Raw genomic sequence first — 18,851 nt, 5'->3', positions numbered from 1 at the left:
ACGTGGTGCAGAAGACCGGCAAATCGAAGAACAAGAGAACGCCGGTGGCGAAGAAGCGCCTGCGCCTCGGCCTCGGAATCATGCTGACGCTGTTGCTGGTGGTCGGGGGCAAATTGTTCCTCGTCCAGGGGCTGGACGTCGGTGGCCTGGCCGAGGCTGCCTACAACAACCGGCTGACCACCACCGTCCTGCCGGCCGAACGCGGCAAGATCATTGACGCCAACGGCACCGTGCTCGCCAGCAGCGTGATCCGCTACAACATTGTGGTGGACCAAACGGTCAACACCAACACATCTGAGTTTTCGCGCTACAACACCCAGACCCAAGCCATCGATAAGATCTCCAGGACCCAGGGGATTGCAGAGCTTTCCAGCGCCCTGGGGATGGACGTCAACCAGGTTACGCAGGCCGTGACCGGCGGGAAGAAATACAACATCGTGGCCAAGGAAGTGAAGCCGGACGTCGAGGACCGGATATCCCAGCTCCACATCCCGGGTATCGTCTCGGAGGGCATCAGCAAGCGCGTCTATCCCAACGGCAGCGTGGCGGGTGGCATCATCGGCTTCCTTAAGGACGGCACCACGGGCCAAGCGGGCCTTGAGCAGACCCAAGACGACCTCCTTCGCGGCAAGGACGGCAAGCGCGTCTTTGAGATCGGCGCCGACGGTCTCCGTATCCCCGTGGCAACCGATCTGCTGACCCCGGCTGTCAATGGCAAGGACGTCAAGCTGACGCTGAACACGGACATCCAGTACTTTGCGCAGCAGGCCATCCAGACCCAGGTCAACCAGCTCAATGCCGAGTGGGGATCAATCGTCGTTGAGGACATCAAGACCGGGAACCTCATTGCGATGGCGGATACGAACGCCCCGGATCCCAACGACCCGGGCAAAGTAGCGGCTGCGGACCGCGGCGTGCGGTCGGTGACGGCCGCCTATGAGCCTGGTTCGGTGGAGAAGATGATCACCGCGTCCGCTGCGATCAATGAAGGAAAGTCCAGCCCATTGGACACCGTTACCGTTCCTCCCGCCGTGACCATCGACGGTCAGACGTTCACCGATGCCTTCCTTCACGGAACCGAACAGCGGACCCTCGCCGGTATCCTCGGCTATTCGATGAACACGGGTACCGTGATGATCGGGAGCCGGCTGAGCAGGCAACAGCGCTATGACTATCTCCAGCGCTTCGGCATCGGGGAAGCCCCGGACATTGGTCTTCCCGCCGAAGCCTCAGGAATCCTGGCCAAGCCCGATCAATGGGACGACCGGCAGCAGTACACCGTCCTGTTCGGCCAAGGCGTTTCCCAGTCCACGCTGCAGACCGTCCGGGCCTACCAAAGCGTGGCCAACGACGGCGTGATGCTGCAACCCAGGTTGATCGACGGCTACGTCGGGGCCGACGGGGTCGAAGCGAAAGCACCTGCCAAGGACGCCCGGCAAGTCGTTACCAAGGACACCGCGCAGCAAGTCCGGGACATCCTGGAGAGCAACGTGACGATGGGCGAAGTGAAAGATGCTGGCATCGACGGATACCGGGTGGGCGCCAAGACAGGAACCTCCGAGGCACCCCGCGAAGACGGCCTGCCTGGCTTCGATGGCTTCACGGCCTCCATCATTGGGATGGCGCCCATGGAAAATCCACGGTTCATCGTCGAGGTTGTTGTCCAGAGGCCCAAGGGCAACATCTACGGCATCACCCAAGGACCGATTTTCCGCTCGGTGATGGGCCAGGTCCTGCGCACCTACAACGTCCCGCCGTCCACCGGCACTCCGGCGCGGTTCCCCCAATACGGCAAATAAGGACCAGGACTGCAAATAAGGCCAGTACGGCAAGTAGTTCAGTTTCGCCAAGTAAGCTTGTTGGGCATCTGTCCGGCCACATTTAGATCAACCCATGCCGTTTGCGGGAGCCCAAGGGTTCCCGCGCGGCCAGTTTTACGAGTACCAACGGAGACCACCTTGTCAGAGCAGAATGATGCCGTATCGATCCCTACAGGGAACCCGCCGGCTACGGACAAACCCGGCTTCCGTCCAGCCGTCGTGGCGCCGGTTGCCCTGGAGGCCATCGCATCGTCCCTCGGAATCGCGCTGACCCCGGACTCAGCCGGTACGTCGGTCACTGGGGTGTCCCTCAACTCGCGCACCGTCGAGCCGGGAGACCTGTACTTGGCCCTGCCCGGTGCCACGCGCCACGGGGCAGACTTTGTCACCCAAGCGGTGGCGGCCGGTGCTGTTGCCGTCGTGACCGATGAGGACGGCGCCCGTCAATTGGCACTCGAGGACCTTGCCGTTCCGGTGCTGATCGTTGGCGATCCCCGTGCAGCCGTCGGCACCCTCGCTGCCCTCGTTTATCGAAGCCAGCCACTCGATGGGGTTTCGCCCACGCTTTTCGGTGTAACTGGTACGAACGGCAAAACAACGACGACGTATTTCATCAACTCCTTGCTCCGTGCCCTGGGCATGAATCCCGGCCTGATCGGGACGATTGAAATTCTTGCGGGGGGCGAGGCCATCCCGAGTCTGCTGACCACGCCGGAGTCAACGGACGTCCATGCCTTGCTCGCCCTCATGCGTGAACGTGGGTTGGAGGCGGCTTCCATGGAGGTGTCCTCCCATGCTCTTTCGTTCCACAGGGTCGACTCGGTGACATTCGACGTTGCCGGCTTCACCAATCTGACGCAGGACCACCTCGATCTGCACGGAAGCATGGACGAATACTTCCGGACCAAGGCGGAGCTGTTCACGAGAGCGCGCGCACGGCGGGCCGTAGTGACCGTGGACGATCCGTGGGGGCGCTTGCTGGCCGAAGAGGCGGGAATTCCCGTGACCACGCTGTCGGCCACCGCCGGGAGCGAAGCTGACTGGACGGTCGGGTCTTCCAAACCACGCGGACTTGGAACAGACTTCGAATTGCGCCACCGCGATGGATCGGTCCTGCGCGTCCATACCGGATTGCCGGGAGATTTCAACGTCGCCAATGCGGCCCTGGCCACCATCATGGTGCTCGACTCCGGCATCGACCGGTCGGCGCTTCAGGCGGCCCTGGACAGCCACGATCCCTTCACGGTTTCTGTGCCCGGCCGGATGCAGCTGATTTCCGATGCCCCGGCTTCGGTTGTCGATTTCGCGCACAACCCGGACGCGCTGGCGCGCGCCCTGAGCGCGATACGCCCGAAGACACCCGGATCCCGCGTGATCGTCGTTTTCGGCGCCACAGGACAGCGCGACCAGGGTAAGAGGCCGACCATGGGCGCCATAGCTGCCCGGCTCGCCGACGTCGTGATTGTCAGCGACGACGATCCCCATGACGAAGACGCTGCGGCGATCCGTTCGGAAGTCATCGCCGGCGCCCGGGCCGCCCGCGAGTCGGAGGACCTTGACTGCGAGATCGTGGAAGCGTACCCCCGGGACGTCGCCATCCGTCAAGCCGTGGATCTGGCCACCGAGAAGGACATCATCCTGATCGCCGGCCGAGGACATGAGGTCTGGCAGGAAGTGAAGGGCGTCAACCTTGCCCTCGACGACCGGGTGGAACTGCGGGCGGCCTTGACAGCCAGGGGATTCAAGGTTTCCACGGACGAGCGGATAGAGTCCTAGACCGAGATGATTGCACTTACTGCGGCGGAGATCGCCGATATTACCAATGGCCGATTGGCAGCGGACCCGGGGATTGTCCCGGCGTCCATCGTTACCGACTCCCGTGAGGCGGCGGCCGGATCGCTGTACGTGGCCAAACCAGGTGAGAACGCTGACGGCCATGCCTACGTGGGCGCCGCTTTCGAGCGCGGGGCTGTCCTGGCGCTGACCGAGCGCGACGTTTCCGACGACGACGGCCGGCAGTACCCCGCCGTCGTCGTCGATGACGCCGTGATCGCGATGGGTGCCCTGGCCGCAGAGTCCGTGCGCCGCATCCGTGCCGCACGTGCGGCCCAGGGGGAGCCCTTCACTGTCATAGGGATCACAGGCTCGGCGGGCAAGACAACTACCAAGGACTTGCTCGCGGGCATTCTTTCCCGGGCTGGCGCCACAGTGGCACCGCAGGGTTCGTACAACGGTGAAGTCGGCGTGCCGCTCACCGTGTTCGGAGCCGATGCGGGCACGCGCTACCTCGTGATCGAAATGGGCGCCACCGGGATTGGCCACATCAAATACCTCGCCGAGATGGTCCAACCGGACATCGGCGTCGTTCTTTGCGTCGGCACCGCCCACGCCGGCGAGTTCGGTGGGGTGGAGAACATAGCCAAGGCCAAGGGCGAACTCGTCGAAGCGCTGGGGCAGGACGGAACCGCCGTCATCAACCTCGACGACGCGCGCGTCGCGGCGATGGTCTCCCGCACCCAGGCAAAAGTGCTAGGAACCACCGCTACTGGCATTTCCGGCTCGGAGGTCGAAGCCAGGAACGCCGATATCGATGAGGACGGCCACCCGGAGTTCGAACTCATCCTTCCCGACGGCGGGGTCCCCCATCGCGTCCACAGCAAGCTGATCGGTGCGCACCACGTCACCAACCTGCTTGCCGCCGCGGCCGCCGCGTTCGCGGCAGGCCTCCCTGCAGCCGGGATCGCCGACTCGCTGAGCGAGCAGTCGCCGGCCAGCCGGTGGAGAATGGAACGCACTGAGCGGGCAGACGGCGTCACCATCATCAACGACGCGTACAACGCGAATCCGGAATCCATGCGCGCAGCCTTGCGCACCCTCGCGGACCTCGGCCAGGGACGCCGCACCTGGGCAGTGCTTGGCGCGATGTTGGAACTCGGCGAAGATTCCATCCGCGAACACACCATAGTGGGGACGCAAGTGGTTCGCTTGAACATTTCCAGGCTCGTGGTGGTTGGCCGCGAAGCCCGGGCGCTATACATTTCCGCGATCCAGGAAGGCTCCTGGGGCGACGAATGCATTTTCGCTGAAACGGCCGACGAGGCCTACGAACTGCTGCAGGCCGAGCTCAAACCAGGCGACTTGGTGCTTTTCAAGTCCTCGAACGGGGTCGGCTTAAGGCATTTGGGGGATCGGATAGCATTACCTCCACAGGCCGGTACGAGTGCGAACACCGCGGCTGCAACTGCCGCCAATGAAGGGAACGAGCTGCTGTGATTGCACTGTTGATCGGCGCGGGCGTGGCCCTCCTGGTGGCCTTGGTCGGAACGCCACTCTTCATCCGGTTCCTCGTCACCAAGGGATACGGCCAGTTCATCCGCGACGACGGACCCACCTCGCACCACACCAAGCGCGGTACTCCCACCATGGGCGGGACGGTCGTGGTGGCCGCCGTACTCATCAGCTATGGGTTGACCCACCTGATCATGTGGATGATGAACCCGCGATCACCGGGCCCGTCGGCCTCGGGCTTGCTCTTGTTGTTCCTGATGGTGGGAATGGGATTCGTTGGTTTCCTCGACGATTTCATCAAGATTTCCAAGCAACGCAGCCTCGGACTCAATGCCAAGGCCAAGCTGATTCTCCAAGCATTTGTCGGCATTGTCTTCGCAGTACTCGTCCTGAACTTCCCCGACTCGCAGGGGATCACGCCGGCCTCCACCCATATTTCCCTTGTGCGGGACATTCCCTGGCTGAACCTGGCCTTCGGGGGCACCGTCCTCGGAGCCATCCTGTTTGTCATCTGGTCGAACCTGATCGTCACTGCGGCAACCAACGGCGTCAACCTGACGGACGGACTGGACGGCCTTGCCGCCGGTGCCTCCATCATGGTCTTCGGGGCGTACACACTCATGGGAATCTGGCAGAACAACCAGGCGTGCGGTTCACCCCGCGAGGCGGGCAGCGGCTGCTATTCGGTCCGCGACCCGCTCGATCTGGCGCTCCTGGCAGCTATTTGCAGTGCCGCGCTGGTGGGCTTCCTCTGGTGGAACACGTCTCCGGCGAAGATCTTCATGGGAGACACCGGTTCCCTGGCGATCGGCGGGGCGGTGGCCGGCTTTGCGATCCTCTCCCGCACCGAACTTCTTTTGGGCATCATCGGTGGGCTTTTCGTCCTCATCACGCTGTCAGTCATCATCCAGGTGGGCTACTTCAAGCTCACCAAGGGTAAGCGGGTCTTCAAAATGGCGCCCCTTCAGCATCATTTCGAACTCAAGGGCTGGGCCGAGATCACGGTGGTTGTCCGATTCTGGATTCTTTGTGGCTTGTTCGTGGCCGCTGGCCTTGGGATTTTCTATGCTGAATGGGTGGTGCTGCTGTGAGCGCAAGTCCTCAAACCAAGCCTTCTGCCAACGACCGGCTCGAGAACCTCGTCAGTTGGGATTCCGACTGGAAGGGCCTGCGCGTCGTCGTGACCGGCATCGGCGTCTCCGGTTTCGCGGCCGCCGATACCTTGATCGAACTCGGCGCCCGGGTGGTGGTTGTTGATGCTGCCACGAGCGCTAAAGCCCTAGCACAGGCGGACACCTTGAAGATTGTCGGCGCTGCCGACGTCCTCCTCGGACAGGACGCCGTCAAAACGCTGCCCCGCGTGGACGGTGAAAAGCCCGAACTCGTCGTGACGTCGCCGGGCTGGCGGCCGGATCAGTCCCTCCTGGCAGCTGCCAAAAGGGCCCACGTACCGGTGTGGGGCGACGTCGAGCTCGCCTGGCGGGTGCGCGAACGCAAGGGCCGCAAGACGGCGGACTGGCTCACGATCACGGGTACCAACGGCAAAACCACGACGGTGGGCATGACCGAAGCCATGCTGCAGGCAGCAGGGCTCAAGGCAATCGCCGTGGGGAATGTCGGCACCCCCATCCTGGACGCACTCCGTGACCCTGTGGAGTACGACGCTTTCGCGGTTGAGCTTTCCAGCTTCCAATTGCACTGGATCGAATCGCTCTCCCCGGTGGCGAGCGTCTGCCTCAACGTCGCCGAGGACCACGTCGACTGGCACGGCTCCTACGAGTCCTACCTCGCGGACAAGGCAAAGATCTTCGAGAATACCCAGAAGGCGTGCATCTACAACGCCGAGCAGATCGAGACCGAACGCATGGTGGAAAACGCCGACGTCGTCGAGGGTTGCCGGGCGATCGGCTTCACCACCTTGACTCCGGCCATCAGCATGCTCGGCGTGGTCGAGGGCTTGCTCGTGGACCGGGCGTTCATCGAAGAGCGCAAGAGTTCCGCAGAGGAACTCGCGTCCCTGGCCGACCTGGGCACGGCTGCGCCGCGACACATGGTTGCGAACGCGCTGGCCGCCGCCGCACTGGTGCGCGCCTACGGCGTCGAACCGGCCGCAGTGCGTGAGGGGCTCAGGAACTATCTCCCCGGAAATCACCGTATCCAGCCTGTGGCCAGGCAGAACGGCGTCCTCTGGGTCAACGACTCGAAGGCGACCAATCCGCATGCTGCTTCTGCGGCCCTGTCGGCGTTCGATCGGGTCGTCTGGATCGCCGGCGGTCTGTCCAAGGGCGTCAACTACGACGACTTGGTCAAAAGCAACGCGCGCAGGCTCAAAGCGGTGGTGCTGATCGGCTCGGACACCGCGGACCTGGAAGCCTCCCTCAAGCGACACGCAGCGGATGTGCCCGTAATCGGGCAGCCCAAGGGCGACACTGAAATGGTGCAGTCCGCCGATTCAGCTGGTACCGCCGCGGAACCGTCTCCGATCTTCGGCGACACCGTGATGGCCCATGCTGTCGAGTCGGCAGCTAGTATCGCCGAGCCCGGCGATACCGTGCTGATGGCCCCGGCGGCTGCCTCCATGGACCAGTTCTCTTCCTACGCTCACCGTGGCGATGCTTTCATCCGGGCAGTGCGCGAGCTTGTGGAAGGCCAGGCACAGACCACCGAGGAGTAACAATGGTCAGCACGCCCACGCGCAGCGGGCCCGGGCGGACCCGGGCCGGCAAGGCAGACCCCGCCGGACGCGCGGCAGGCGTGGCGCGGCCCTCGCTGCCGTCCCGCATCCGCTCGGGGATTTCCGGGTTTTGGTCGACCCTCGAAGGAAGCGGAAAGTCGAGCGGCGGGTCAACCTACTACTTGATTCTGGGTGCTTCGCTTGCCCTGACGGCCATCGGGATCATCATGGTCCTGTCGGCGTCGAGCGTCGAAGCGATTGCGGCCGGCGAATCGCCGTACTCCATCGCCACCAAGCAAGGCATGTTCGCCGCGATCGGCATCGTTGCGATGCTGGTGCTTTCGCGGGTCAACGTCCTGTGGCTTAAGCGATTCGCATGGCCCTCGATCATTCTTGCCGGCGCCTTGCTGGTGCTGGTCCTGGTCATCGGCAAACGTGTTCTGGGCAACCAGAACTGGATCGAGATCGGTGGCTTCACCTTCCAGCCATCGGAGTACGCCAAGTTCGCGCTGGTGCTCTGGATGGCCACGGTTCTTTCCGTCAAGGCAAAACTTCTTGACAAATGGATGCACGCGCTGATCCCTGTCGTGCCGGTCTCCGGCGCCATCATCACCTTGATTGTCCTGGGACATGACCTAGGCACCTCGCTGGTGGTCATGCTCATCATGGCCGCGGGATTGTTTTTCGGCGGCGTCAACCTGAAGCTTTTCGCTGCGGCCGGTGGTGTCGCCGCTGCTGCCGCCCTGATCCTGGCGTTTACGAGTGGAAACCGAATGTGCCGGATCACCTCGTGGATGGGGCAGAGCTGCGCAGGGGCAAGCGACATCGGATTCCAAAGCGAACAGGGGCTCAGCGCCCTTGCCTCGGGAGGTTGGCTAGGTGTTGGACTTGGCCAGAGCCGGCAAAAATACCAGTGGATTCCCGAAGCCCACAACGACTTCATCTTCGCTGTCATCGGGGAAGAACTCGGGCTCGTGGGGACGATCGTGGTCCTGGTGCTTTTTGCCTTGCTCGCCGTTGCTATCTACCGGGTCGTCAGCCACCAGGAAGACTTGTTCGCCCGGGTGCTCGGCGGATCGATCATGGCGTGGATGCTTGGACAGGCCGCGATCAACATGGCGATGGTGGCAGGCCTGCTCCCCGTGATCGGAGTGCCGCTGCCTTTCATTTCCTATGGCGGTTCAGCGTTGGTGATGTCGCTATGCGGCGTGGGCGTAGTGTTGTCTTTGGCCCGCGCCCAAATGGCTCCTGCCAGCCGCTCCAAGCCGCGCTGGCGATTTGCGAAAACTGCACGAAAGCGTACATAGCTCCATGAATTCCCAGCCCAAGCCCCTCTCCGTGGTCCTCGCCGGCGGCGGGACCGCCGGACACATCAGCCCCTTGCTTGCCATTGCCGATGCCATCAAGTCGCTGCGGCCCGATGCCAGGATCCTTGCCGTCGGCACACCCAACGGCATGGAAACGCGCCTCGTTCCGGCTGCCGGCTACGAGTTGGCCACCATCGACCGGGTTCCGTTTCCCAGGAAGCCTTCCGCGGATCTGCTCAAACTGCCCGGCAGGCTCGCGGCCGCCGTCAAGCAAGCGGGGCGCATTCTCGACGACGCGCAGGCGGACGTCCTCCTCGGCGTCGGCGGCTATGTCTGCACTCCCATGTACCTCGCGGCGTGGCGTCGCAGGATCCCGATCGTCATCCACGAGGCCAACACGCGCGCCGGGCTTGCCAACCGGGTAGGAGCGATGTTCACCAAATATGTGGGTGTGGCCTTCCCCGAGACCCGGCTACGGCACGCCCGGCACGTGGGGATGCCCATGCGCAAGGCAATCGCCGGTTTGGACCGGGCGGCTTGGCGCGCGGACGCCAGGCAGTCGCTCGGTCTTGACGCCGGACAGCCCGCACTCGTCGTGACGGGCGGTTCCTCCGGCGCCCAGAGCATCAACCTGACCATTGCCGGAGCCGTCGCCGCTTTGTCGGAAGCCGGTATCCAGACACTGCACATCACCGGCCGCGGCAAGGCAGTGACGAACGACGACGGCGCCCCCTTGGCTGCCGACGGCTACCACCAGGTGGAATACGTGGACGGCATGGAAAACGTCTACGCGGCCGCAGACGTCCTCCTTGCCCGATCCGGCGCGGCAACTGTCAGCGAGGTGGCCGCCGTCGGGCTCCCTGCGGTCTTCGTTCCGCTGCCCATCGGAAACGGCGAGCAGGCAATGAACGCCTCCGCGCTGGTCAAAGCCGGGGCGGCGCTTTTGGTCGACGACCGGGACCTGACCGCGGAATGGCTCAAGGCAGAGTTGATTCCGTTGCTCACGGATCAAGCCCGCCTTGAGGATATGGCGAGCAAGGCTAAGGAACTTGGCATCAGAAATGCTGATCGGCGGATGGCCGATCTCGTCTTGGAAGCGGTAACCGAATGACTCAGCCCCTCGCAGACATCGATTCCCTCGGCAGGGTCCATTTCATCGGCATCGGCGGCGTGGGCATGTCCGCCGTCGCACGCATCATGGTGGCCAGGGGCGTTCCGGTGAGCGGTTCCGACGCCAAGGACCTTCCCGTCATGCACGACCTCGGGTCCGCGGGGGCCCGCATCGCAGTCGGCTACGCTGCGGAAAATCTTCGTGACGCGCAGACCGTCGTCGCGGGTTCGGCCATCAGGGCGGACAATCCGGAGCTGGAAGCGGCCCGGGCGGCCGGCCTTCCGGTGCTCCACCGCTCGGAGGCCCTCGCGGCGACCATGGGCGCAGACCGTGTGGTGACCGTGGCCGGCACGCATGGCAAGTCCACCACCACCTCAATGGTTGCCGTGTTGCTCAAGGAAGCGGGCCTTGATCCGTCCTTCGCCATCGGCGCCAACGTACCCGCCCTCGGTGTCAACGCAGCGCACGGCACCTCGGACATCTTCGTCGCCGAAGCCGATGAATCGGACGGTTCCTTCCTTAACTACCGGCCCCTCATCGCCGTCGTCACCAACGTCGAGGCCGACCACCTCGACTACTACGGCACGCCTGAGGCTGTCTACGCCTCTTTCGACAGCTTCGCGGCACTCCTGCCCGCCAACGGCGTTCTTTTCGCCTGCGCGGACGACGACGGCGCCCGGGCCCTTGCGGAACGGACCCGCGCTGAGGGAAATACCCGGGTGCTGAGCTACGGGACCGCGGAGGACGCGGATATCCGCCTACACGATGGGGGACCCGGCGACGTCCTGGTTTCTGTCGACGGGCAGGAATACCGACTTGACCTTCAAGTGCCCGGGCGGCACAACGCGTTGAACGCGGCGGCCGCGTTCGGCGTCGCAGTCGAGCTCGGCGTGGCGCCCCAGGCTGCCGCGGCCGCCCTCGGCCATTTCACCGGAGCATCGCGCCGATTCGAGTTCAAAGGACAGGGGAGGGGCGTGCGTGTCTACGACGACTACGCCCACCACCCCACGGAAGTCCGGGCCGCCTTGTCCGCTGCACGCTCCGTGGCAGGCGGCAACAAGGTTCACGTGCTCTTCCAGCCCCACCTGTTTTCGCGCACCCGCGAGTTCGCGGAACAGTTCGCAGAGGCGCTTGGCGAGGCGGATACGGCCCTCGTGCTGGACATCTACCCTGCCCGCGAGGATCCCATTCCAGGAGTCACGAGCACCTTGATCACGGGGCGCCTCAAGAGCGGCAGGCTCGTGGCCGGCGGACAGGATGCCCTGGACGCGGTTCTTTCCGCGGCCGGCGAGGGTGACATCGTCCTGACCGTGGGAGCCGGCGACGTGACGGCCTACGGGCCCCGGATCGTGGAGCTGTTGGGTGGCTGACACCCGGAAGCCCACTTTCAAGCCGCAGGCGGGCACCCGGCCCGGAGTCGTCAGTGCTGAACGCAGCCTCGACGATCCCGTCGGGGGCCCTTCGGGGTCCGCCGGCGGCAAGGACAACAATGTGCTGGCCTTTCCCGAGCCCAAGGGACGCAAGCGGCGCCGGACGGTGATCACGGCCTTGGCCATTATTGTGGCGCTGGTCGCCGGAATAATCGTTGCGGCGATCTACTCGCCGGTCTTCGCCGTGCGCACGGTGACGGTCGACGGCACCAAGCTGCTCCAGGCGGGGAGCGTCCAGAAGGCCCTGGAACCGGTGAAGGGAAAACCCCTTCCACAAATCAGCGACGCCGAGATTGCCGCGCTGCTCAAGCCCCTTGTCCAGGTGCGCTCCGTCAGTACCGAAGCCCGCCCTCCGTCGGAGCTCTTGGTCCACGTCGTCGAACGGGTACCCGTGGCCCTGGTCAAGAGCGGCGACAACTATTCACTGGTTGACGTCGACGGCGTCCAGCTCGGATCAACCGCCGATACCGCATCGGTTGCCTTGCCCCTCATCGACGGACAAGGAGCCAACCAGAATCTCTTCCGGGCGATCACTGCAGTTCTTGCGACCCTGCCGGCGGATGTCCTGGCCAAGATGGCCAGCGCGTCGGCCTCGTCGCCGGACGCCGTCGAGCTCAAGCTCACGGACGGCAAGATCGTTGTGTGGGGGAATGCGGACGAGAAGGAGCTGAAGGCGCGCGTCCTTCAGGCGTTGCTCAAGGCTCCCGCCAATCCAAAAGTTCCGGTGAATGTCTACGATGTCAGCGCACCGAGGCACCCGTTCACCAAATAGGCCATTTCAGGAAGTAACCTCACTGACGCACAGGGCTATTTTTCGGACTTTCACACGACACGCGGAGTCGGTCATTGAATGTCGGATTCATAGCCCATACCGTCACTTAGGAGTTACTTGACATAACTATAACCTTCAACTAGAGGGTTAAGGTCCAAGAATTCAAGTTGGACTCGATCTGTTTCGCTATAGGACACAAGCAAGGGGCACGAAACGTGGCAGCACCGCAGAATTACTTGGCCGTCATCAAGGTCGTCGGCATCGGCGGCGGTGGCGTGAATGCAGTTAACCGAATGATCGAAGTCGGCCTTCGCGGCGTCGAGTTCATCGCCATCAACACCGATGCCCAGGCTCTCCTCATGAGCGACGCCGACGTCAAGCTTGACGTCGGACGCGAGCTCACACGCGGTCTGGGAGCCGGCGCCAACCCCGACGTCGGACGCCAGGCAGCCGAGGACCACGCCGATGAGATCGAAGAGGTTATCCGCGGAGCCGACATGGTCTTCGTCACCGCAGGCGAAGGCGGCGGCACCGGAACCGGCGGCGCCCCCGTCGTGGCCCGGATCGCCCGCTCGCTCGGCGCCCTGACCATCGGTGTTGTCACGCGGCCCTTCACCTTCGAAGGCCGCCGGCGCGCCGGTTCGGCCGAGGCTGGAATCGACGCCCTGCGCGACGAAGTCGATACCCTCATCGTCATTCCCAACGACCGCCTCCTGTCCATCAGCGACCGTAACGTCTCCGTCCTGGACGCTTTCCGTTCCGCTGACCAAGTACTCCTGTCCGGTGTCCAAGGCATCACGGACCTCATCACCACCCCGGGCCTGATCAACCTCGACTTCGCCGACGTCAAGTCGGTCATGCAGGGCGCAGGCTCCGCGCTGATGGGTATCGGCTCAGCGCGCGGCGAGGACCGCGCTGTCAAGGCCGCAGAACTCGCCATCGCTTCGCCCCTGCTGGAAGCGTCGATCGATGGCGCCCACGGCGTCCTGCTCTCCATCCAGGGCGGTTCGGACCTGGGTCTGTTCGAAATCAACGAAGCCGCAAGGCTCGTGCAGGAAGTGGCCCACCCCGAAGCCAACATCATCTTCGGTGCCGTCATTGACGACGCCCTGGGTGACGAAGCACGGGTCACGGTCATCGCCGCTGGTTTTGACGACGTCAAGGCCACATCACCGTCAATGAACCAGTCTGCTGCCCAGCAGCCCGGTCAGCACCAGGCCCCGGCGGCCCCGGATCGTCCTGCACCCTCAGCTGCACCGGCCTATTCCGCGCCGCAGCACGTTTCCGCCGGCGTCGGGGCTTCCGGCTTGAGCAACTGGGGCCAGCAGCGCCCTTCGGCATTGCCGGCTGACTCGGGCTTCGACGTCGACCTCCCGGCCGTCGTCGAACCGGACCTTTCGGGAAGCCGCACCGACGACCTCGATGTTCCGGACTTCCTGAAGTAGCAGGTCTGTTCAAACCCACCCAGGAGAGTTAGCCAGTAGTGTTTTGGTGGCAAAAAGAAGTGCGGCCCGGAATTTCGGTTGCCTTCTCCGATGACGATGCGGGCAACCTTGCACTGCACGTGGCGGACAATCCTGACGATGTCATGGCGCGCCGGGTCCGGCTGGAAGCAGCAGCGGGGCTCGGCGAACGCCATTTCCAATACATGAACCAGGTCCACGGAAAAGCCGTCGAATTCATCTCAGTGCACGGGGACGGCCCAACGGCCGACGCCATGGTGTCCAGGGGACAGCCTCTTGCGGTGATGGTGGCCGATTGTGTCCCCGTCGTGCTATTGGGCGACGTGGAGGACGAATCCGATCCGGTTCTTGCTGTGGTCCACGCCGGCCGGCCCGGGGTTGCCGCGGACATCGTTTCGGCCACTGTGGTCAATATGCGAAGCCACGGTGCGGCGACCATCAGCGCCTGGGTGGGCCCTTCCATCTGCGGTGAATGCTACGAAGTTCCCGAACAATTGCGGACGGACGTAGCTGCCGCGGTCCCGGAAACCTGGTCCACCACCTCCTGGGGTACGCCCGCACTGGATCTGCCCGCCGGTGTGCGCGCCCAGCTGGAGGCCCTCGGCGTCACGGTCGAGTACTCGGGGGAGTGCACGCTGGAGACTGCTCGGCTTTACTCGTATAGGCGCAATCAGCAAACGGGCCGATTTGCAGGTTTGGTGTGGACGCATGAGTGAGAATTTCCCGACAGCGGAAAGCGCCGCGGGCGATCCACGGACCGCCGAGCTGCGCGAACGGCTCGCCGCGGTCCGCCAACGGATTTCGGCGGCAACCGCGGCGGCCGGGCGAAGCGACGAGCCGCAACTGATAGTCGTCAGCAAGTTCCATCCCGCAGCGGACGTAGCCCGGCTGGCGGCACTTGGCGTGACCGACGTCGGCGAAAACCGCGACCAGGAAGCGGCCGCGAAGTCTGCCGAGCTGGCCGGACTCCCGGTGCGTTGGCACTTCATCGGTCAACTGCAAAGCAACAAGGCCAAATCCGTAGCGAAATACGCGTTTTCCGTGCAATCGATCGACCGTCCGCAACTCGCCGAGGCCCTTGCCAAGGCTGTAGCGCGCCAGCAATCCGAATCCGGCAGGCAGGACCTTGACTGCTACATCCAGGTCAGCCTTGAGGACGAGGGCGGCGCCCACCGCGGCGGTGCCGCTCCGTCCGACGTCGAGCGCCTCGCTGAATCCATCGCTACCGCCGCCGGGCTGCGCCTGGCCGGAGTGATGGCCGTCGCGCCGCTCGGCGCGCCTCCGGAGGAAGCGTTCGAGAAACTCGCCGACATTTCACGGGATTTGCGGAGGCTGCATCCGGACGCCGTGGGGATATCCGCCGGGATGAGCCAGGACCTCGAAGCTGCCGTTCAATTTGGTGCGACACACCTGCGAATTGGCTCGGATATTCTCGGTTCGCGTCCGCGGGTGGGGTAGCGTCAAAGTATTGGAAGCGACGGGCCGGGATTTCAGCGATGTCAAGTCATGGGCGGCCCGCCTACTGCAGACACGATAGGAGTCCAGCATGGCTGGCGCATTGCGCAAGACAATGGTTTATCTTGGGCTCGCCGATGGCGATGAACACTACGAGTCTGAGCAGCACATGCAGCACGCGGACGAGGACCGGTCTGTTGACCACAATCGTGAAGAGCGCCGCGCCCCTGCACCTGTACGTGAAGTAGTTCGTGAAGTCCCCCCTGTCGCCGAAGAGGAATACCGCGCACCCGTGACACCTATCAAGCGTGCGGCATCTAGCCGCGAAGACGCCTCCGGACTGAGGCAGATCACCACCGTCCATCCCCGTTCCTACAATGACGCCAAGATCATCGGCGAAAGTTTCCGGGACGGCATCCCCGTGATCATGAACGTCACCGACATGGGCGAGGGAGATGCCAAGCGCCTCGTCGATTTTTCCGCCGGGTTGGTCTTCGGACTCCATGGCAGCATTGAGCGCGTCACCAGCAAGGTTTTCCTGTTGTCGCCGTCGTACGTCGAAGTTCTTGGCGACGACAAGAAGGTCAGCGAAGCCCAAGCAACGTTCTTCAACCAGAGCTAGCACAGTCATCACGGGATGCCAGGCAGAGCGATCTGCCTGGCATCTGTGTTGGAATAGAGGGACTGACCGAGAAAAGTGGCGAACTAGGAGATCTGAGCTAACCCGTGGGCATAGTTTTCGGCCTTTTGTACATTGCATTGCTGCTGTTCCTGGTCACCCTCGTCATCAGGCTCGTTTTCGATCTGGTGCAGATGTTTGCGCGGCAGTGGCGCCCCCGTGGCGGAGCCTTGGTTGCCGCGCACGTGGTCTATTCCGTGACTGATCCGCCCTTGAAACGGATCCGCCGGCTGATCCCGCCGCTGCAGCTTGGTGGGGTGTCCCTTGACCTGGCATTCCTCATCGTGTTTATTGTCGTCAGCATCGCGATGGGATTCGTCTACACGCTGGCGTAGCTTTTCCGCAGGCCATTTTCCGTCAATCTGTTTCATCGGCGAGTGGGCTGCAATCTCCGACCCAACACGATGGTGTTGAATTGGGGGAATCAGATGATATTTAGGTACCGTAGTTTTGAACGGCCGGAAGGCCTACTGACTAACTAGACCAACGAGGTGACCAGATGGCTTTGACGCCAGAAGACGTTGTCAACAAGCGCTTTCAGCCGACCAAGTTCCGCGAAGGCTACGACCAAGACGAGGTCGACGACTTTCTCGACGAAATCGTCGTCGAGCTGAGGCGTTTGAACCAAGAGAACGACGAGCTGCGCAAGAAGCTCGGCGAAGCCGGAAACCCGGTGGCTGCCAGCGCGGCATCGGCACCAGTGGTCGAGAAGGTGCCCGCGCCCGTGAAGGCCGACAAGGACGCACAGGCGAAGGCGGAAGCCGAAGCTAAGGCCGAGGCTGAGAAGAAGAAGGAGCCGGCTGTTGCCGCCGCTCCTGTTCCGGCCGCACCTTCGGCCGGCTCGCCCTCCGCCGAGTCCGCAGCCGGTCTGCTGGCCATGGCTCAGCAGATGCACGACAAGCACGTGGCCGATGGTGAGCAGCAGAAGGAAAAGATCATTGCCGAGGCACAGATCGAAGCTTCCAGCCTCGTCAACGACGCGCAGGACAAGTCCCGCAAGATCCTCGGTGCCCTCGAGCAGCAGCGCAGCGTTCTCGAACGCAAGGTGGAGCAGCTCCGCGGCTTCGAGCGCGACTACCGCTCCCGCCTGAAGGCCTACATCGAAGGCCAGCTGCGTGACCTGGATGCCCGCGGCTCAGTTGCGGCTCCTGAGGTCGGCGAAGCCGCCGCAGAGGTCTAGCAAGTATTCTGAAAGCCGGTGGCTGGGGATTCCTCGGCCACCGGCTTTCGCCTGTTAAGGCGCAGAAGCCACGGTTACCGAATGAAAGTACTATGAGCGACGAACAAACTGACGGCACTACGGAGCCCGTCCGCATCAAAGCCCATACGTGGCGTCCCGCACTGCTTTGGGTCTTTGCAGGCTTCGCCGTGTTCGCGTACGCCTTCGATCAACTGACCAAACTCTGGGTCACCAGCACCATGGTTGAAGGCGAGCGGATCCCCGTCCTTCCTCCTCTCCTGCACTGGTACTACATCCGAAACTCGGGCGCTGCGTTCTCTATCGGTGAAAACGTCACCTGGGTCTTCACGATCGTCATGGCGGCCGTTTCAGTGGTGATCCTTTTCCAAGTGCGTCGATTGGGGTCAGTCTGGTGGTCCTTGGCACTCGGCCTGCTGCTCGGTGGTGCGCTCGGAAACCTCACGGACCGTCTTTTCCGCGAGCCATCCTTTGCCATGGGCCACGTCGTGGACTTCATCCAGTTGCCCAACTTCGCTATTTTCAACATCGCCGACTCTGCGGTGGTTTCCAGCGTCGTGATTATCTGCCTGCTGACTTTGCGGGGGATCGGGCTCGATGGCTCCCGCCACCACTCCGCCGATTCGGTGCCCGACAAGTCCGGCACGCCGGAGGGTGAGGATCCGGGCGATGTCTGAGCAATTCGTGGTGCCTGATGAGTTGGGCGGGGCCAGGGCCGACGCAGGCTTGGCGAAACTGATGGATATCTCCCGCTCCGCGGCCGCCTTGCTGATCGCCGAGGGGAACGTCACCATCTCGGCAAGCACGCTGGGCAAATCGGCGAAACTCGTTGCCGGGTCCGTGCTGGAAGTCACCGTTCCGGAACGCCGGGATCCCTTGGAAGTCGTGGAGGAAGTCGTGGAAGGCCTGAATATCCTGTTGGACGATGACGACTTTGTCGTCATCGACAAGCCTGTTGGCGTGGCGGCGCACCCGTCCCCGGGTTGGGTCGGCCCTACCGTGGTGGGTGGCCTTGCCGGTGCGGGATACCGGATCTCAACGTCCGGCGCGCCTGAACGTGCCGGCATCGTCCATCGTCTCGACGTCGGAACCTCCGGCGTCATGGTCGTGGCCAAGAGCGAACAGGCTTACACGGTGCTCAAGCGGGCCTTCAAGGAACGCACGGTGGAGAAGGTGTACCACGCAGTGGTCCAGGGCCTGCCGGATCCACTGGAGGGCACCATAGACGCGCCCATCGGGCGCCACCCGGGGCATGATTGGCGTTTCGCGGTGATCGAGGATGGCCGTCCCTCCGTGACGCACTACGAAGTCCTCGAGGCCTACGGCAAGGCGACCCTCGTGGAAATTCACCTTGAGACAGGCAGGACACACCAGATCCGGGTTCATTTCTCGGCCCTCAGGCACCCTTGCGCGGGCGATCTGACCTATGGGGCGGACCCGCGTTTGGCTGCCAACCTGGGTCTTACCCGGCAGTGGCTGCACGCGCGGCGGCTTGGCTTCAACCACCCCCGGACCGGCGAATGGGTGGAAGTCACCAGCGAGTATCCGGCGGACCTGCAGTACGCGCTGGAGCTCCTTGAAAGCGGTAACGCATAGGCGGATCCACGCTTCCAGCGCGCCACTCCAACTGCGCGGGCCCTGCCGGTAGACTGTC

Annotated in this window: 17 protein-coding genes; all 17 read left to right on the top strand. The window is 63.5% G+C overall.

Features of this window, described 5'->3' with window-relative positions; genetic code table 11:
* Positions 1-2 precede the first annotated feature (2 nt).
* The 17 genes from ACSVHC_RS02590 (at position 3) to ACSVHC_RS02510 (ending at position 18,793) form a co-directional block, all read left to right on the top strand.
* Entirely contained in the window at positions 3-1,799 is a 1,797-nt protein-coding gene (locus ACSVHC_RS02590; protein ID WP_437773200.1) for a peptidoglycan D,D-transpeptidase FtsI family protein, read from the top strand.
* A gap of 159 nt (positions 1,800-1,958) precedes the next feature.
* Positions 1,959-3,596 carry a UDP-N-acetylmuramoyl-L-alanyl-D-glutamate--2,6-diaminopimelate ligase gene (locus ACSVHC_RS02585; RefSeq protein ID WP_437773201.1) on the top strand — a complete coding sequence of 546 codons (1,638 nt, stop codon included), beginning with the start codon at positions 1,959-1,961 and terminating at the stop codon, positions 3,594-3,596.
* Positions 3,597-3,602: 6 nt separating this feature from the next.
* Positions 3,603-5,093: a UDP-N-acetylmuramoyl-tripeptide--D-alanyl-D-alanine ligase gene (locus tag ACSVHC_RS02580; RefSeq protein ID WP_437773202.1), complete on the top strand. Its 1,491-nt coding sequence runs from the start codon at positions 3,603-3,605 to the stop codon at positions 5,091-5,093.
* Positions 5,090-6,199, top strand: a complete 1,110-nt coding sequence (gene mraY / locus ACSVHC_RS02575; RefSeq protein WP_437773203.1) for a phospho-N-acetylmuramoyl-pentapeptide-transferase — start codon at positions 5,090-5,092, stop codon at positions 6,197-6,199. The genes ACSVHC_RS02580 and mraY overlap by 4 nt, the downstream gene beginning before the upstream one ends.
* Entirely contained in the window at positions 6,181-7,782 is a 1,602-nt protein-coding gene (gene murD / locus ACSVHC_RS02570) for a UDP-N-acetylmuramoyl-L-alanine--D-glutamate ligase (RefSeq protein WP_437773204.1), read from the top strand. The genes mraY and murD overlap by 19 nt, the downstream gene beginning before the upstream one ends.
* Positions 7,783-7,784: 2 nt before the next feature.
* On the top strand, positions 7,785-9,089 hold the full coding sequence (gene ftsW / locus ACSVHC_RS02565; RefSeq protein ID WP_437773205.1) for a putative lipid II flippase FtsW: 1,305 nt from the start codon (positions 7,785-7,787) through the stop codon (positions 9,087-9,089).
* A 4-nt stretch (positions 9,090-9,093) separates the two neighbouring features.
* Positions 9,094-10,200 carry an undecaprenyldiphospho-muramoylpentapeptide beta-N-acetylglucosaminyltransferase gene (gene murG / locus ACSVHC_RS02560; RefSeq protein WP_437773206.1) on the top strand — a complete coding sequence of 369 codons (1,107 nt, stop codon included), beginning with the start codon at positions 9,094-9,096 and terminating at the stop codon, positions 10,198-10,200.
* Positions 10,197-11,570 (top strand): UDP-N-acetylmuramate--L-alanine ligase, encoded by a 1,374-nt coding sequence (gene murC, locus ACSVHC_RS02555; RefSeq protein WP_437773207.1) that lies wholly within the window; start codon positions 10,197-10,199, stop codon positions 11,568-11,570. Before murG ends, murC begins: the two co-directional genes overlap by 4 nt.
* Positions 11,563-12,402 (top strand): cell division protein FtsQ/DivIB, encoded by an 840-nt coding sequence (locus ACSVHC_RS02550; protein ID WP_437773208.1) that lies wholly within the window; start codon positions 11,563-11,565, stop codon positions 12,400-12,402. The genes murC and ACSVHC_RS02550 overlap by 8 nt, the downstream gene beginning before the upstream one ends.
* A gap of 215 nt (positions 12,403-12,617) precedes the next feature.
* Complete coding sequence (ftsZ, locus tag ACSVHC_RS02545; protein WP_236816900.1) at positions 12,618-13,847, top strand: cell division protein FtsZ; 1,230 nt, start codon at positions 12,618-12,620, stop codon at positions 13,845-13,847.
* A 38-nt stretch (positions 13,848-13,885) separates the two neighbouring features.
* The gene (locus ACSVHC_RS02540; RefSeq protein ID WP_437773209.1) at positions 13,886-14,581 is read left to right on the top strand and encodes a purine nucleoside phosphorylase YfiH/LACC1 family protein; all 696 of its coding nucleotides are present in this window, start codon (positions 13,886-13,888) and stop codon (positions 14,579-14,581) included.
* Positions 14,574-15,323, top strand: coding sequence for a YggS family pyridoxal phosphate-dependent enzyme (locus ACSVHC_RS02535; protein WP_437773210.1), 750 nt, complete (start codon positions 14,574-14,576; stop codon positions 15,321-15,323). The genes ACSVHC_RS02540 and ACSVHC_RS02535 overlap by 8 nt, the downstream gene beginning before the upstream one ends.
* Before the next feature lie 88 nt (positions 15,324-15,411).
* Complete coding sequence (locus tag ACSVHC_RS02530; RefSeq protein WP_345446866.1) at positions 15,412-15,942, top strand: cell division protein SepF; 531 nt, start codon at positions 15,412-15,414, stop codon at positions 15,940-15,942.
* Positions 15,943-16,046: 104 nt separating this feature from the next.
* Entirely contained in the window at positions 16,047-16,334 is a 288-nt protein-coding gene (locus ACSVHC_RS02525; protein WP_437773211.1) for a YggT family protein, read from the top strand.
* Between the two features lie 164 nt (positions 16,335-16,498).
* Positions 16,499-17,179, top strand: coding sequence for a DivIVA domain-containing protein (locus ACSVHC_RS02520; RefSeq protein ID WP_437773212.1), 681 nt, complete (start codon positions 16,499-16,501; stop codon positions 17,177-17,179).
* 92 nt (positions 17,180-17,271) lie between these two features.
* A complete protein-coding gene (lspA, locus tag ACSVHC_RS02515) occupies positions 17,272-17,874 on the top strand; it encodes a signal peptidase II (protein ID WP_437773213.1) in 603 nt (200 codons plus the stop codon).
* Positions 17,867-18,793, top strand: coding sequence for an RluA family pseudouridine synthase (locus tag ACSVHC_RS02510; RefSeq protein WP_437773214.1), 927 nt, complete (start codon positions 17,867-17,869; stop codon positions 18,791-18,793). The genes lspA and ACSVHC_RS02510 overlap by 8 nt, the downstream gene beginning before the upstream one ends.
* Positions 18,794-18,851 lie beyond the last annotated feature (58 nt).

Origin of the sequence: Arthrobacter sp. KNU-44 (assembly GCF_051843155.1) — a bacterium.
GTDB lineage: Bacteria > Actinomycetota > Actinomycetes > Actinomycetales > Micrococcaceae > Arthrobacter.
Note: the sequence above shows the minus strand (reverse complement) of the source record. Positions and strands in the feature narration are given on the sequence as shown.

Excerpts from the sequence above, each read along its gene's own strand:
- ACSVHC_RS02520 (WP_437773212.1), top strand. The coding sequence starts at position 16,499 with ATGGCTTTGACGCCAGAAGACGTTGTCAACAAGCGCTTTCAGCCGACC.
- murD (WP_437773204.1), top strand. The coding sequence starts at position 6,181 with ATGGGTGGTGCTGCTGTGAGCGCAAGTCCTCAAACCAAGCCTTCTGCC.
- lspA (WP_437773213.1), top strand. The coding sequence starts at position 17,272 with ATGAGCGACGAACAAACTGACGGCACTACGGAGCCCGTCCGCATCAAA.
- ACSVHC_RS02580 (WP_437773202.1), top strand. The coding sequence starts at position 3,603 with ATGATTGCACTTACTGCGGCGGAGATCGCCGATATTACCAATGGCCGA.
- ACSVHC_RS02530 (WP_345446866.1), top strand. The coding sequence starts at position 15,412 with ATGGCTGGCGCATTGCGCAAGACAATGGTTTATCTTGGGCTCGCCGAT.
- murC (WP_437773207.1), top strand. The coding sequence starts at position 10,197 with ATGACTCAGCCCCTCGCAGACATCGATTCCCTCGGCAGGGTCCATTTC.
- ftsW (WP_437773205.1), top strand. The coding sequence starts at position 7,785 with ATGGTCAGCACGCCCACGCGCAGCGGGCCCGGGCGGACCCGGGCCGGC.
- murG (WP_437773206.1), top strand. The coding sequence starts at position 9,094 with ATGAATTCCCAGCCCAAGCCCCTCTCCGTGGTCCTCGCCGGCGGCGGG.
- ACSVHC_RS02510 (WP_437773214.1), top strand. The coding sequence starts at position 17,867 with ATGTCTGAGCAATTCGTGGTGCCTGATGAGTTGGGCGGGGCCAGGGCC.
- ACSVHC_RS02535 (WP_437773210.1), top strand. The coding sequence starts at position 14,574 with ATGAGTGAGAATTTCCCGACAGCGGAAAGCGCCGCGGGCGATCCACGG.